Here is a 15219-nt window from a genome sequence, read left to right as displayed (position 1 = left end):
CGGCTGTTTCGCAATTCGGCATCTGAGTGTCGCAGGCAACGGGCCTTGCGCTTTTCTGTGGATTTTGCGCTCTGTCCGCAAAAAGCAGACACAGCGGGCAGGTGGAAATCCGCGGCGGCGACACGTATGCTTCCTGTCGCCGCCGCCACCGGGATGACGTCAGCAGCGCTCATCGAGGCGGGCGGGGAAAGGAAAACCTGTGAGAACCGCGGGAATAGGACTGGCGCTCTGTCTGCTGTCGCCGGCATTGGCCGTCCCTGCGCTGGCGGAGGAAGGCGACGCGGTCGCCGGCAAGGCCGTCTTTCGCAAATGCGCCGCCTGTCACACCACCGAGCCCGTGAACCGGGTCGGGCCGACGCTCGCCGGTATCATCGGCCGTCCCGTCGCCTCGGTGGAGGACTTCAGCTATTCGAAGGCCATGCTCGGCTTCGCCGAGGGCGGCAAAGTATGGGACGAGGCGCTGCTTGGCGAATATCTCCTGTCGCCCAAGGCCATGGTGAAGGGCACCGCGATGAGTTTCGTCGGACTGAAGAAGCCGCAGGACATCGCCAACCTGATCGCCTATCTTCGCGATCCTCCGGCACAATAGTCCGTTTTCCGTTGCAAAATCCCCTGTCTGCTCTTGCGGGGGCGGGCGGCCGTCCCACATCTTCTGCGGGCGCGCGCCGGAGCGGGTTTCCGCCCGGCCGGATTCGTATAGGGTCACGGTCTGCGCAATGGATCGGGCGTCAAGCGCGCCTGCCGGTAACGAGGAAGGGAAAAGCCGATGGCCACACTTCAGAATTTCGACACGGAGATCGAAAGGACCCGGAGCGCTGTCGACCAGATGCGCGGCAAGCTGGAGCAATCCGGCACCCTGCTGGAGCAGTTCGCCAAGGCGGACACCCGGCTTGGCGACGCCGATTTCGATATCGAGAACGCCCGTATAGAGGACGTCATCGCCCAGCAGAAGGTGATGGAAAGCAATATCGCCGACCTGATCATCGGGCTGGAGGACGCCACCAACGTCTTCGGTTCGGAATTCGAAAGCATGAAGAACTATACGGGCTACGAGAAGTTCATCGGGCTTTTCTCCAGGCAGAAGATGCAGCGTCTGCGGACCGATCGGGTGCGCAACATGTCGCTTGCCGGCAATCTCCAGGAACTGCTCGCCAAATCCGATACGATCGTCGGTATCCTCAAGGAACAGAAAACCATCCTGGAGCAACGCTACAAGACCTCCGAGACGAGCCTCGTGCAGGTGATCGAGCGGCGCAAGACGACCATGGCGACGCTGGAGGCCACGCAGACGCGCATCGAGGAACTCAATCCCTCGCTTCTCGATGTGGAAAATCGCATCGCCGCCTCCACGGATCAGAAGACGCGCGCCGATCTTGAAGGGGAGCGCTCGGCGCTGGCGACGGAATACAACCAGATGCAGGCGAAGGAGCAGGAGCTGCTGGCCGAAAGCCAGACGCTGGAGCGCTATACCTCGATGTTCCAGACCTTCGTCGATTCGCTCAACAACCAGATCGCCGCGCAGAACACGCTGATCAACAAGCTGACCATCGATACCGAACAGCGCATCGTGCTCTACAAGGCGCTGGAGGACTCGCTGAAGACGGCCGCGCAGCAGGATGTGGCCCACAAGATCAATACGCTCGGCAGCCAGGTCGACACCGCGGCCGAGGAGACCATGGCCGGCATCGGCTCGGCGGCGCAGCGCCATATCGGCGATCTGCTCGAGATGCACGAGAAGAACATGATCGCCACGCAGGATATCCAGCGCCGCAAGAAACTTGCCGACGACGCCTTCACGCGCCGCTTCCAGGAGGTGATGGACAAGCATAACGCCGCCGATTACGTGAAGCCGTGATGGGGGCCGTCGTGTTGTCCCGCAGGATGGAGAGCGGCGTCGCGGGGACGGCGGCCGCATGAACATCGCCGCCGACAGCCCTGTGGGCCAGTATTTCGCCACGATCCGTTCTGCGCTGGCAGGCCTCGAAGTCTTCCTTGCCGACCGCAACTCGCCGTTTTATCGCAACAGCGTCGTGGGTGAGGCGGTGATGCCCTATCTCGCCCGGCTGAAGGCGTCCTTCGCCTGCTGGGAGAACCGCATCGGCTTCGTCGATCAGTTCCGCATTTCCCGGGCGGAAAGCGGTTTTCCGGTGTTCCAGAACGTGCTGGAGCTTGAAAACGACCGCCAGAGCGCGGAACAGCGTCTTGCGGCGATGCCGACCGCCGATCAGCTGCGCGTCGAGATGGCGGATTTCATCCTGCGGCAGAAAGCCTTTCCCGCCGTGCTCCAGGCGCGCATGGCCGAAAGGCTCTATCTCGAACAGATCGGCAAGGGGGACATCTTCTCGCCCTTCGTGCTGCCGGAAACCATCCGCGTCGCCGTCAATCCCAAGACCATGCGGCCCTATTACATCGTTAGCTGGGGGGCTTTCGACGGCACGGCGACCCTGCCCATGGTCTATATGGCGACCATCGAGGATTCGAGCGAGACGATCGTCGACATGCTGGTGACACCGGAGGGCAGGCTCGACCCGGAGGTGGATATCCCGCTGCCGGTCGGCGGGCTGCTCAATCCGGAGCTTGCCAGACTGTTCGACGACTTCGCGCTCAAAAACAGCGCCTATTCGCTGTCCCCGGTCACCATCGCCACCAATCTGGACAGGGATTTCCCGGCGCTGCATCCCAAGCAGCTCCGTCGCATCGTGCTCGGCCCGTTCTATTCGGCCGGCGTCACGGAGAACAATGAGCGGGTTAACGGAATCCTGTCCCGCGTTCGCCGGCCGGAAAACGCCTGGCTGCTTACCTGGACGGTGCAGGAGGTGTTTTCCACGGCGGAGCGACCGGCGCGGAAAGGGTTCTGGAATTCCACCCCGGCGCAGGAGGAATTCCATGTCGAGACCGGCGATCTGGAGGCCGTGCGCATGGGGGTCAGCGCCTATGAGAAACACGCGCTGGTGCCGCATGACGCCTATCAGGCGCTCTATGCGGCGGGTGAGGCGGAGAATATCTTCGGAGACTACAAGGTGCATGTGATCTCCGGAAACCAGGTGATCAGCGAGGTATGAACCGATGAGCCTCAACGCAGGTCTTACCGCCATCCGCGAGGACGATATCGCCGTGCATCGCGCGGTGGCGCAGAGCCTCGTGACGAAGATCGCCATTCTGGAAAGCGACGCCGGCGGCGGCACGACGCTCGCCGGGACCGGCCGGCGCTTCGTTTCCCCTGTTTCCACGGGCGGGGTGCGACGAAGCCGGGAGGTGGAACTCATTCGCACCATCCAGTCCGTGCGCGCCGACGATCCGCTGCTGACGCCGCAGCAGCATGCGGTGCTTTACCGGGCGCGGCGGGGATTGCAGGTGGCGCTGGCGGTGGCCGATGCCTTCTCGCGGCAGAGCGATCTTGAAAGCCTGCAAGCGCGCAATTGCCAGTCGCCGCTTGCCGGCGCGGAAGCGGACCGCTTCAAGGCGCTGCTAGCGGCCTCCGCCTATGTGGCATCCTTCACCTTCGCGGCCTATCTCGGCGCGACCCTTTCGGGCGAGGCGGAGCCCGTCGAGGATGGCGATGAGCCGGACTATCGTTTCGATACGCCGCAGGATGCGCTGAAAAGCATGGTGGCCGGTCTCGACCGCATGCTTGCCGGCGCGTCGGACGATGCGGCGCTCACCAGCCGGGCGCGCGCCTTCGCGCGTGTGGCGCTCGAAGGGCTGATCGGCCGAAAGGCGCGCTTCAGCGGGCTTTCCGGCTTCGCGAACGCCCATATCCGTATCGAGCAGGACGATTTTGTTCTTGACGGCTTCGACGTCGCGCCCGGCCGCAAGCGCGGGCCGCTGGTCATGGCCTTCAAGAAGCCGGAGGAGATCATCGGCAATCACATCGCCAAATATCAGGCGATGAAGCTTGCGCGGATGCTCGTCGCCTATGATTTCGAGCGGCAGATGAACCCGTTCGTCGAGCTTGGCGGTTTCCTCTTCACCTTCATCGGCGACGGCATGCCGGGCACCGGCAAGACGATCCTCATCCAGATGCTGGCCGGCCTTCTCAACGACTATTGCGCGGTCGCCGGCTACGCCTTCCATTACGAGAATTTCGGCGTCGACCAGATTTCCTCCTATCAGGGCAAGTCCGGCCAGAACTGCAAGGAGTTCGTGACCAACGTCATGAACCCGAAGACGATCGGTTTCGGCACCATCGACGATGTCGACCAGGTGGCGGCGAAGCGCTCCGACGACCGGGCGTCCGCGGGCCAGCACGAGGTGACGGCGGTGCTGATGGAAAGTTTCGCCGGCGCCTCCACGGTGGTGCGCGGCAATTGCACCTTCGGCATGTTCTCCAACTATCCGGAAAATGTCGACGATGCGCTGCGCCAGCGCGCCGGCGCCCGCTGGCTGGTGGACGGGCCGCAGACGGAAAGCGATTATATCGACATCTTCGCGCTGCTCGTCGGCCGCAATCACGCCATTCCGCTCGGCGATCACCCGCTTTTTGCCGGACAGGAAATCCGGCGGGCCGTCCTGACCTCCTACGACCGGCATTCCGAACCGCAGGAAGACGGCCTTCTCGCCGTCTGGCAGCGCCATGAAAAGGAGCATGGGGCGATCCGCACGCTGGAGGATATCGGCCGCTACCTGCACGCCATCAAGCTTGCCGAGCCGCGGTTTACCGGCCGCGCCATCCGCAACATCACCGATGCCGTCAAGATGCGCGCCATGGACGTGGATCTGCCGGACGACTGGTTTGCGACGCCCGACGCCTTCATGCGCCGGAGCTACGACGAGAAGAAGGCGATGATCGAGGAATTGCGCGGGCCGATCACCATGGAAATGGTGCTTCAGGAGATCAATCGCTACGCCGATTCGGAGTTCCGCTACACCGACGCATCCGACGCCGCTGCGGTCTCCGACATCATCCGCCGTGAACGCCAGCGTGAAAAGGCGATCCTCGAAATCGAGACGATGAAGACGGAGGGGCGCTGGTGAGAAAGCGGAAGCCCGTGTTGAAGACGACTGCGGCGGCCCATGGAAATTGCCCGCCCCGGCACGTTTTCCTGCCTGTATCGGTGCGGCCATGAACCGTCTTGTCGAAGCCGAACTGCTCTACGGGCGGCTGCTGCCGGTCGAGGAACCGCATCTGGTCGAGCGCTACAACAAGGCGCTGGACGCCTTCGGCAACCGGCGCACGGCGCTGTCGCGTTTCCGCATCGACATGACGGGTTTCTCGCCGGAAATCGCCGAGGAACTGGGAGACCGGGACTATCTCGATCCAAACAGCGTCAACCGCCGCTTCATCGTCATGATGCCGGATCAGGTGGAACTGCCGGTGGTGCATACGAGCTTTTCCAACACCGCCGCCCTGATGCATGAATTCTTCGCCGCCAACGCGCGGGCGATCAACGCCATCACCATTCGCGACGCGCTCTATGGCGAGATCGAGGAGTCGGTTTCCGTCGTGCGCGATGTGGACGATCTCCTGTCGATCAGCGAAGTGCGCTTCCGGGTGCTTTCTGCCGAGGACATGCTCGGCAAGGCGGCGGAACTGCGGGGCCTTGTCGACCGGCTGACGACGGTGCCGAATGCCTGGGCGGATGACGCGATGCTGGAGCGCATGGTGGAACTGGCGCGGCAGACCGGTGACATCCGCCAGAATGCGCTGGTGCCGGACCGGCTGGTGTTCCGCCACGAGGCGTTCTGGGCGAACCATTTCGGCGGTGTCTTCGTCTTCCTCGACGACAGGACGACGACCGTGATCTGCGATCCGTCGGTTCCCGGCTTCCGCCGTTCGCGGCCCTGGCAGGTGAGCTATATCGCGCTGGACGACCACAAGCGGATCTTCGATTTTCTCGTCCGCACGAAGCGGCTGGAACTGCCGCGCGCCTCCTGGGTGGAGCCGTCCGGCCTTTATCGCCATCGCGCCGACATGGTGCTTGCCGGGCTCGTCCATCGTGCCGATCCGGCGGTCGATCTTGCGAAGGCGGACCGCATATGGATGCAGACCTGGGTGCATCGCAACGCCGCGCTGGTGGCGGAAGACGGGCTCTACCCCTTCCTTCAGGAGGCGATGCGCACCGTGGCGGCGACCGGCGAGATCCGTATGGAGGCGATCGCGCCGCAGCGGCGCTTCCTTCTGGTGCGCGCGGCGCCGGCCCATCCGGACCAGTGGCTCGTCAACCGGCTGATCGCCCGGCTGACGCCGTTCGATTTCGTTTCTCGCTTCGTTTTCGACAAGCAGGGTTTCTACGCCGATTACGAAAGGTTCGATGAAAAGTTTCGCGCCTATGTGGTCGCGACGTTGACGGAGACCTATCTGCGGGACAAGGCTGCCTTCCGCAGGAAACTCTTCGGCATCAGAAAGGACAAATTACATGCTTGATCCGGTCGTCGCGTTCTTTCAGCGCCTTTTTTCGGCGGTCGGCCGGGGGATCGGTCAGGCGGTCGCCTTTGTGTTGTGGCCCTTCGTCACCGTTGCCGGCTGGTATCGGGGGCGGAGCTGGATCATCAAGGGGCCGATCGGCGTCGTTCTTTTGCTGATTGTCGCCGGTTACGGCTATTTCGTCTGGAACACGCAGGTCTGGACCGGCTTCGATCCGGATTATGTCAACGCCTACAATCTCAATGCCCGCAAGAACGATGCCGGGCAGCCGGTCACGACGGCGGCTGCGGCCGGGGAGACGGCTCCGGCAAACGTCTGCCAGGCTTCGGCGATCGTCGACGTGGCCGCCGATCTCATCGACCTCAACGTGAACCATAACGCATGGGTTTCCTCCATGCTGCTTTACAAGACCGGCCTGTTCGGCCTCGATTGGGACGATACGCCCTGGCTCGACAACAAGGCGTCCTTCCAGCGCGGCATCAATCAGGCCGTGCGGCGCACCACCGTCGAACTGGTCGATTCGCTCGGGCGGGTTCGCGGCACCTCGGGCGTCAACAACAACCTTCAGGCGGCGCGCGGCAACCTGCAATTCAACGAGGGAACCTGGTATTTCGGCCTCAACCCCTTCGGGCCGAAGACGCCGACGCCGAGTTTCTACCGCGCGGCGATGCGGGACCTGCGCGCCTTCAACACCTCGCTTGCCGCCTGCGAGGCGACCTTCGACGGCCGGGCCGACAATTTCATCGAATTCCTCGACCGTATCGCCAACGATCTCGGCAACACCTCCGCCATCATCCGGGAGCGCTCGGAATTCCATAACGGCGGCTGGTTCGACACGCGGGCCGACGATCGCTTCTGGTTCGCCTATGGCCAGCTTTACGGCTATTACGGCGTGCTTTCGGGAGCGGGGGCGGATTTCGATTCCGTCATCGCCCAGCGCGGCATCACGCAGCTCTGGACGGAAACGCTGAAGCAGCTGCGCGCCGCCCTGCGCATCCAGCCGGTCATCATCTCGAACGGTCGCGAAGACGGCTGGATCATGCCGACCCATCTCGCCACCATGGGCTTCTATATCCTGCGGGTGCGCTCCAATCTCGTGGAAATCCGCGACGTGCTGGCGCGATAGCGGTTTTCCGGCCTCAATCCGTGGCCGGCGGCGCAAAGCCGCCGCCGGTGGCGCAATTTTGCTGTGGATTGTCGTTTCCCGTCCATGGGGCGGCATATTCGGGCGCGCCAAGCCTTCAGGCTTGCCGCTGAATGGTCGCGCCATGGATAAAGGGATGCGGACGCGTGCCGGGGAGGAGACCGCAACGCGTCCGACGGCTTTCAGAAGGGGGAGGCGGCAATGGCGGAGGTGAAATCCGATATCGAGATCGCGCGCGAGGCGCGCAAGAAGCCGATCCTGGAGATCGGCGCGGGGCTCGGCATACCGGCGGAGCATCTGCTGCCCTATGGCCACGACAAGGCGAAGGTCGGTGCGGAATTCATCCGCCAGCAGGAGGAGCGGAAGGACGGCAAGCTGATCCTCGTCACGGCGATCAATCCGACGCCGGCCGGCGAAGGCAAGACCACGACGACCGTCGGGCTCGGCGACGGCCTCAACCGTATCGGCAAGAAGGCCGTCATCTGCATTCGCGAAGCCTCGCTCGGCCCCTGCTTCGGCGTCAAGGGCGGGGCGGCCGGCGGGGGCTATGCGCAGGTGGTCCCGATGGAGGACATGAACCTCCATTTCACCGGCGATTTCCACGCCATCACGGCGGCGCACAACCTGCTTGCAGCACTTCTCGACAATCACATCTACTGGGGCAACGAACTGGGCATCGATATCCGCCGCATCGCCTGGCGGCGGGTGATGGACATGAACGACCGGGCGCTGCGCGATATCGTCTGCTCCCTCGGCGGCGTGGCGAACGGCTTTCCGCGCGAGGCCGGCTTCGACATTACCGTGGCCTCCGAGGTCATGGCGATCCTCTGTCTGGCGCGGGACCTCAAGGATCTGGAACGACGGCTCGGCAATATCATCGTCGGCTATCGACGCGACAAGACGCCGGTCTTCGCCCGCGATCTCAAGGCCGACGGAGCGATGACCGTGCTGCTCAAGGACGCCATGCAGCCGAATCTGGTGCAGACGCTGGAAAACAATCCCGCCTTCGTCCATGGCGGGCCGTTCGCCAATATCGCGCATGGCTGCAATTCGGTCGTGGCGACGCGAACGGCCTTGAAACTCGCCGATTACGTGGTGACGGAGGCCGGCTTCGGGGCCGATCTCGGCGCGGAGAAGTTCTTCGACATCAAGTGCCGCAAGGCGGGTCTGCGTCCGGATGCGGTGGTCATTGTGGCGACCGCGCGGGCGATGAAGATGAACGGCGGTGTTAAGAAGGACGATGTCGGGCGGGAAGATGTGGCGGCGATCCGCCGCGGCTGCGCCAATCTCGGCCGCCATATCCAGAACGTCAAGAAATTCGGTCTTCCGGCGGTGGTGGCCATCAACCATTTCTCCTCGGATACGGAAGCGGAACTTCAGGTGATCCAGGATTACGTCGCCACGATGGGCACGCGGGCCATCGTCTGCCGGCACTGGGCGGAAGGTTCGGCCGGTATCGTCGACCTTGCCCATAAGGTGGTGGAGCTTGCGGAAGCGGGGCTGTCGCAGTTCTCGCCGCTTTATCCGGACGACATGCCGCTGTTCGAGAAGATCGAGACCATCGCCAAGGATATCTACCACGCCAGCGACGTCATTGCCGATAAATCGGTGCGGGAGCAGTTGCGGGTATGGGAGGAGCAGGGCTACGGCCGGTTGCCGATCTGCATGGCGAAGACCCAATATTCCTTTTCGACCGATCCCAACCTGCGCGGCGCGCCCTCCGGCCACACGGTTCCGATCCGGGAGGTCCGGCTGTCGGCGGGGGCCGGGTTCGTCGTGGTTATCACCGGCGAGATCATGACCATGCCCGGCCTGCCGCGAACACCCTCGTCGGAGCGTATCTTCCTCAATCAGGACGGCGACATCGAAGGTCTCTCCTGATCTTACCCTACCAGCAGTAGCGGTAGCCGCCGCGCCGCGCTTTCACGTCGAGATGCAGATGCGTCTCATGCGCGGCGTCGCTGCCCGGGTCGAGAACGGTCGTGAAATAGAGACAGGCGGCTTCGGTGATCGCCCGCTGGAATGCGCCCTCCAGCGTGGAATCGCGTTCGACGGGGCGGATGGTCACGGTCGCGCCGCTCCTGAGCGTGAAGGCTGCGATATCGACGGCGTTGCCGAAGGCGTGTTCGGAGACCTTGCCGCCGGCGGCATTGTTGCGATTGCGGCAGACATAGGCCGACGCCTGGGAAAGGCCGGTGATCGCCTCTCCCGGCATGGCGGCTTCAAGCGAAGGCTTCACCGATCCCTCCATCCAGCGCACCAGTTGCAGCGCGGTCTCGCAGCGCAGGGTCGCCGCCGGCTCGACCTTCACGCCGCCGGGAAGTTCCGCCAGCCGGATCGGCCGCTCGATGCCGCAGGACGGACCTTCCGACATTGCTTCGGCCTCTTCGAAATCCGCGCCTGCCGCGCGCAAGGCTTCGCGGCAGGCGGCGAAGGCCGCCGCGGTCTCGTCTTCATTGGGATTTCCGGCGGTTTTTCCGTCATCCTGCGGTGTTTCGGTCCGCGCCGCTTCCGGCCGTTCCGCCGGCTGTCCGTGGCCCTGTGACCGGGGGACGGGCAGGGGACCTTCCCGCGGAAGAGAGGTGCTGCCGGCGGCAAGAAATACGGCGATGACGATGGAAATGGATCGGTAACCGGGAATGAGCGCGTCTCCTGTTGTGCAGGTGAAAAACGCGTCAGGTCTGGTTTGGTTGCAGGCGCCATGCGACCGCGGCATGTGGATTCGATGCAACGGTTCGATAGTTGAGCCACAAAGTCATATTTTATATGTTGACATTAGTATTCATGTTTCCTAGCGATGAACAAGGCGAAAAAACGCCGTGACCACGCTTTTGCCATACTTCCGCCGGGCCTGACCATGGCGGCGCTTTAGCGCTGCCATGCGGTTTTGTGCGGCTCGAACTCGATGAGGATCAGACATGCAGGCCCGGTGCCTTCGTTCCGCTCTCCTGGCATGCACGGCGCTCGCCGTCATGTCGCTCTCCGCCACATCTGTATCCGCACAGGATGCTTCCCAGGACGAAGCCTCTACCGAAGGTAGTACGACGCTTCAGCCAATTGTCGTCAAGGGCAAACGGGTCCAGAACGTAGGCACGGGCATTGCCGATACGCCGCTGGCAACGACGACCACAGCCGCTGAAATCGAGGCGAAGCAGATCACCAGTATCGAAGATCTCGGGCGCAGCCTTGAGCCGGGTGTGAACTTCAACCGAAACACGGGCGCCGTGAATATCCGTGGGCTGGAAGGCCCGCGCGTCCTGACCACGATCGACGGCATTCCTGTCCCCTATCTCTTCGATACGACCCGCGGTGCCAGCGGCGGCGTCGACGCCTTCGACTTCTCCGCCCTGTCTGCGGTCGATGTCATGCGCGGTTCGGATTCCAGCCGTGCCGGCGGCGGCGCGCTGGGCGGCGCGCTCGGACTGCGTACGCTGGAGCCCGAGGATCTCATCCGCGAGGGTCGCGACTGGGGCGGAATCGCCAAGTTCACCTATGACAGCAGCGACAACAGTTTCGCGCCGTCCGCCGCGGTCGCCAAGCGTTTCGAGAATACCTCGGTGCTCTTCCAGGGCTCCTACAAGAGGGGAGACGAGACTCGGACCAAAGGCAATATCGGCGGCTACGACTCTACACGGACGGAAGCGAATCCGGCGGATTACGACCAGCACAACCTGCTCTTCAAGGTCCGCCACTATGCGGAAAGCGGTCATATGTTCGGCGTGACGGCCGAGCGGTTCCGCAAGGAACTCGAAACGGATGACCGGAGAGCGCAGTCTCTCGCCGGCAATTACCGGCCGGGCGAATACAACACGTTCAAGGACGCCGACCGCGACCGTGTCTCGCTCGACTATGCCTATGACGGCGGCGGGTTCTTCGATTCGGCTGTGGCTTCGCTTTACTGGCTCAAGCAGCTGCGCAGCGACGGGTACGAAGGGGTTCGCTACACCAGCGCGCCGCTCGGCGATATCACCCGTCAGAACGACTACGAAGAGCAGACATTCGGCTTCGTGGGCTCCGCGGAGAAGACCTTCACGACGGGCGATCTCACCCACCGCGTCGTGGCCGGCCTCGACCTCGCGACCGGTCGCGCAGAGCAGTATGCTTCCGGTACCGACAATTGCGGTCCGCCGCCCTATCCGCCAGCCCTTTTCGGCTGCAACTTCCTGCACACGAACCAGGCCGACGAACCGCGCGTCGACAGCAAGAGGTTCGGCATTTTCCTGGACGACGAGATCGGCTTCGGAACGAGCGGCTTCTATCTGACGCCTGGCGTGCGCTTTGACTGGGTCGAACGCACACCCAAGATGACGGACGCCTTTGCCAACAACTACGCGAGTCCGGCCCTGCCGGCGGAATTCAGCGACTCGGCAATCTCGCCGAAACTGCGTCTCGCATATCGCCCGAGCGATCTGGTCGAAGTCTACGGCCAATGGGCGATGGGCTTCCGTGCGCCGACGGCGGGTGAACTCTACAGCACGTTCGGCGGCCCCGGCACCTATCTGCGGCGCGGCAATGCGGGTCTCGATTCAGAAACCAGCCACGGCTTCGAGGTCGGCGCGCGCCTCGGTGACGAGGACTTCGGCGGGCGCTTCAGTGCCTTCCACAACCGCTACCGCAACTTCATCGAGGCTGTCACGCTCGGTTTCGATCCGACCTATCCGATGGGTGTGACGGAATTCCAGAACCTCGACAAGGTTCGCATCATGGGTGTCGAACTTGCTGTGCACAAGCGCTTCGACAACGGCTTCCATGTCAACGGCGCGCTCGCCTATGCCAAGGGCGAGAACCTCGACACGGGCGCCTATCTCGCGTCGGTGGCGCCGTTGAAGGCCGTGCTCGGCGTCGGTTACGCGACTGAGACCTGGGGCACCGACCTGACCTGGATCGGCGCGAAAGCCGTCTCCGACAAGTCGACCGCCACCTTCAAGGCGCCGGGCTACGGCATCGTCGATCTGACGGCCTGGTGGAGCCCGGAGAAAGTCGAAGGCCTGACGGTTCGCGCCGGTGTCTACAACCTTTTCGACAAGGAATACTACGACGCCATCAACGTCCGCTCCGCGACGGTGACGCCTGCGACGCAGCCGTATTTCTCCGAGGTGGGACGGTCGTTCAAGATCTCGCTAACGCAGCGCTTCTGACGTGTCGATCTGATGAATATGCGAAGGGCGGCCCAGGCCGCCCTTTCATGTCGTTGTGTGGTTGCGCCTCTTGCGCGCCCCTCTGCTTCGCGCTAACACTTTCCGCCATGAGGAAGATGAACAACATCGCTAACTGGTGGTGGGCGCGCTGAGGCGGCCTTGACCAGTCATGTGCATGATTGAGACGACAAGCCGCCCGGAGATTTCGAGGCGGCTTTTTCATTTCGGCCGCGCGGAAACCGGGCCTGGAAACGGAGAAGCGAAATGGCCACGAGAGTGCTGGAAGACGGCGTGGAAACCTACTTGACCCGAGGCGGCGTTACCGTCACGCGGCGACGCCGCGAGGCGGATTACGCCAAGGCCATCGACGGTTGCGTCGAGATGCTGGACTCCCGGCGTGGCGCGGTCTTTTCCTCGAATTACGAGTATCCCGGCCGCTATACCCGCTGGGACACCGCCGTCGTGGATCCGCCGCTTGCCATTTCCTCCTTCGGCCGCTCGGTTTGGATCGAAGCCTATAACGGGCGCGGCGAGGTCCTGCTCTCCCTCATCGCCGCGCGGCTCGCCACGGTGCCGGAACTGGTTCTCGGTGCGCGCACGGCGACCCGCCTCGACCTTTCCGTCACGGCGCCCGAGCGGGTCTTCAACGAGGAAGAACGGTCCAAGATGCCCACGGTCTTCACCGTCCTTCGTGCGGTGACCGACCTTTTCCATTCGGCGGAAGATTCCAACCTCGGGCTCTACGGAGCCTTCGGCTACGATCTCGCCTTCCAGTTCGACGCCATCGACCTGAAGCTTGAGCGGCCGGCCGGCCAGCGCGACATGGTGCTGTTTCTGCCGGACGAGATCCTTGTGGTCGATCACTATGCCGCCAAGGCGTGGTTCGACCGCTACGATTTCACGCATGACGGCCTGACGACCGAGAACCGGCAGGCGGCCATTGCAGCGGACCCGTTCCGCGCCGTCGATACCGTGCCGCCGCATGGCGATCATCGGCCGGGCGAATATGCCGAACTCGTCGTCAAGGCCAAGGAGAGCTTCCGCCGCGGCGACCTGTTCGAGGTGGTTCCGGGCCAGAAGTTCTTCGAGCGCTGCGACAGCAAGCCGTCGGAAATTTCCCGCCGCCTGAAGGCGATCAACCCGTCGCCCTATTCCTTCTTCATCAATCTGGGGGATCAGGAGTATCTGGTCGGGGCTTCGCCGGAGATGTTCGTGCGGGTTTCGGGCCGGCGCATCGAGACCTGCCCGATTTCCGGCACCATCAAGCGCGGCGACGACCCGATCGCCGACAGCGAGCAGATCCTGAAGCTGCTGAATTCGAAGAAGGACGAGTCGGAGCTTACGATGTGCTCCGACGTCGACCGCAACGACAAGAGCCGCGTCTGCGAACCGGGCTCCGTCAAGGTCATCGGCCGCCGGCAGATCGAGATGTATTCGCGCCTCATCCATACGGTCGACCATATCGAAGGGCGGTTGCGCGACGATATGGACGCCTTCGACGGGTTTCTCTCCCATGCCTGGGCGGTGACCGTCACCGGCGCGCCGAAACTGTGGGCGATGCGCTTCATCGAGGCGCATGAGAAGAGCCCGCGGGCATGGTACGGCGGGGCGATCGGCATGGTCGGCTTCAATGGCGATATGAACACCGGGCTGACGCTGCGCACCATTCGCATCAAGGACGGGATTGCCGAAGTGCGCGCCGGAGCGACGCTGCTTTACGATTCCAACCCGGAAGAAGAAGAAGCCGAAACCGAACTGAAGGCCTCCGCCATGATCGCTGCCATCCGTGACGCCAAGGCCGGTCAGTCCGGCGCCTCGAAACGCGACGTCGCCGCCGTCGGCGCCGGGGTGAATATCCTGCTCGTCGATCACGAGGACAGCTTCGTCCATACGCTCGCCAATTATTTCCGCCAGACGGGCGCCACGGTGACGACGGTGCGCACGCCCGTGCCGGAGGAGACTTTCGAGCGGCTCCGGCCGGATCTCGTGGTCCTTTCGCCGGGTCCCGGGAGCCCGAAGGATTTCGACTGTAAGGCGACGATCGCCAAGGCGCGCGCCCGCAAGTTGCCGATCTTCGGGGTCTGCCTCGGACTACAGGCGCTGGCGGAGGCCTATGGCGGACAATTGCGCCAGCTTGCGGTGCCGATGCATGGAAAGCCCTCGCGCATCCGCGTGCTGGAGCCGGGCATCGTCTTTTCCGGTCTCGGCCGTGAGGTGACGGTCGGCCGCTATCATTCGATCTTCGCCGATCCGGCCACGCTGCCGCGCGATTTCATCATCACGGCGGAAAGCGAGGACGGCACGATCATGGGGATCGAGCATGCCAGCGAGCCGGTGGCCGCGGTGCAGTTCCATCCCGAGTCGATCATGACGCTTGGTCAGGATGCCGGCATGCGGATGATCGAGAACGTGGTGGCCCGCCTGTCGAAGAAGGGGAGCGCGGCGTAGAGCCGGACGCGTTTGCGGGCCGATGGCGTGCGGCTTTGACAAGGGCTGCGATCGGGTTCATAGAACCGCATGAGAAAAGACCGCGTGCACGTCCCCGTGCGCGCGGTTTTGCGTTGAAGGGCGCA

The 15219-nt window shown here is 63.5% G+C and carries 10 protein-coding genes; 9 read left to right on the top strand and 1 reads right to left on the bottom strand.

The features are described 5' to 3' along the window. The first annotated feature begins 199 nt into the window (after positions 1 to 199). The 7 genes from KYK29_RS03760 (at position 200) to KYK29_RS03730 (ending at position 9389) form a co-directional block, all read left to right on the top strand. Positions 200 to 589, top strand: coding sequence for a c-type cytochrome (locus KYK29_RS03760; RefSeq protein WP_254689499.1), 390 nt, complete (start codon positions 200 to 202; stop codon positions 587 to 589). Between the two features lie 177 nt (positions 590 to 766). Next, positions 767 to 1855: a coiled-coil domain-containing protein gene (locus KYK29_RS03755; protein ID WP_254689498.1), complete on the top strand. Its 1089-nt coding sequence runs from the start codon at positions 767 to 769 to the stop codon at positions 1853 to 1855. 58 nt (positions 1856 to 1913) lie between these two features. Further along, positions 1914 to 3062 carry a hypothetical protein gene (locus KYK29_RS03750; protein WP_254689497.1) on the top strand — a complete coding sequence of 383 codons (1149 nt, stop codon included), beginning with the start codon at positions 1914 to 1916 and terminating at the stop codon, positions 3060 to 3062. 4 nt (positions 3063 to 3066) lie between these two features. Then, the gene (locus KYK29_RS03745) at positions 3067 to 4974 is read left to right on the top strand and encodes an AAA family ATPase (RefSeq protein ID WP_254689496.1); all 1908 of its coding nucleotides are present in this window, start codon (positions 3067 to 3069) and stop codon (positions 4972 to 4974) included. 88 nt (positions 4975 to 5062) lie between these two features. Beyond that, positions 5063 to 6364: a DUF6638 family protein gene (locus KYK29_RS03740; protein ID WP_254689495.1), complete on the top strand. Its 1302-nt coding sequence runs from the start codon at positions 5063 to 5065 to the stop codon at positions 6362 to 6364. After that, complete coding sequence (locus KYK29_RS03735; protein WP_254689494.1) at positions 6357 to 7490, top strand: DUF2333 family protein; 1134 nt, start codon at positions 6357 to 6359, stop codon at positions 7488 to 7490. Before KYK29_RS03740 ends, KYK29_RS03735 begins: the two co-directional genes overlap by 8 nt. Before the next feature lie 219 nt (positions 7491 to 7709). Then, on the top strand, positions 7710 to 9389 hold the full coding sequence (locus tag KYK29_RS03730) for a formate--tetrahydrofolate ligase (RefSeq protein WP_254689493.1): 1680 nt from the start codon (positions 7710 to 7712) through the stop codon (positions 9387 to 9389). A 7-nt stretch (positions 9390 to 9396) separates the two neighbouring features. On the opposite strand, the gene KYK29_RS22440 is transcribed toward KYK29_RS03730, so the two are convergent. Next, the gene (locus KYK29_RS22440) at positions 9397 to 10224 is read right to left on the bottom strand and encodes an extensin-like domain-containing protein (RefSeq protein WP_302795379.1); all 828 of its coding nucleotides are present in this window, start codon (positions 10222 to 10224) and stop codon (positions 9397 to 9399) included. A 202-nt stretch (positions 10225 to 10426) separates the two neighbouring features. Between KYK29_RS22440 and KYK29_RS03720 the strand changes: the two genes are divergently transcribed. Further along, positions 10427 to 12646: a TonB-dependent hemoglobin/transferrin/lactoferrin family receptor gene (locus tag KYK29_RS03720; RefSeq protein WP_254689491.1), complete on the top strand. Its 2220-nt coding sequence runs from the start codon at positions 10427 to 10429 to the stop codon at positions 12644 to 12646. A 264-nt stretch (positions 12647 to 12910) separates the two neighbouring features. Further along, positions 12911 to 15094 (top strand): anthranilate synthase, encoded by a 2184-nt coding sequence (locus KYK29_RS03715; RefSeq protein WP_254689490.1) that lies wholly within the window; start codon positions 12911 to 12913, stop codon positions 15092 to 15094. The last annotated feature ends 125 nt before the right edge of the window (positions 15095 to 15219 follow it).

This window comes from Shinella daejeonensis, from assembly GCF_024281235.1.
Classification (GTDB): Bacteria; Pseudomonadota; Alphaproteobacteria; order Rhizobiales; family Rhizobiaceae; genus Shinella; species Shinella daejeonensis.
The sequence above is the reverse complement of the archived record's forward strand: the minus strand, read 5'-3'. Positions and strand labels throughout refer to the sequence as shown.

Coding starts and splice junctions, on each gene's coding strand:
- KYK29_RS03755 (WP_254689498.1), top strand. CDS start 767: ATGGCCACACTTCAGAATTTCGACACGGAGATCGAAAGGACCCGGAGC.
- KYK29_RS03750 (WP_254689497.1), top strand. CDS start 1,914: ATGAACATCGCCGCCGACAGCCCTGTGGGCCAGTATTTCGCCACGATC.
- KYK29_RS03745 (WP_254689496.1), top strand. CDS start 3,067: ATGAGCCTCAACGCAGGTCTTACCGCCATCCGCGAGGACGATATCGCC.
- KYK29_RS03740 (WP_254689495.1), top strand. CDS start 5,063: ATGAACCGTCTTGTCGAAGCCGAACTGCTCTACGGGCGGCTGCTGCCG.
- KYK29_RS03735 (WP_254689494.1), top strand. CDS start 6,357: ATGCTTGATCCGGTCGTCGCGTTCTTTCAGCGCCTTTTTTCGGCGGTC.
- KYK29_RS03730 (WP_254689493.1), top strand. CDS start 7,710: ATGGCGGAGGTGAAATCCGATATCGAGATCGCGCGCGAGGCGCGCAAG.
- KYK29_RS22440 (WP_302795379.1), bottom strand. CDS start 10,224: ATGCCGCGGTCGCATGGCGCCTGCAACCAAACCAGACCTGACGCGTTT.
- KYK29_RS03720 (WP_254689491.1), top strand. CDS start 10,427: ATGCAGGCCCGGTGCCTTCGTTCCGCTCTCCTGGCATGCACGGCGCTC.
- KYK29_RS03715 (WP_254689490.1), top strand. CDS start 12,911: ATGGCCACGAGAGTGCTGGAAGACGGCGTGGAAACCTACTTGACCCGA.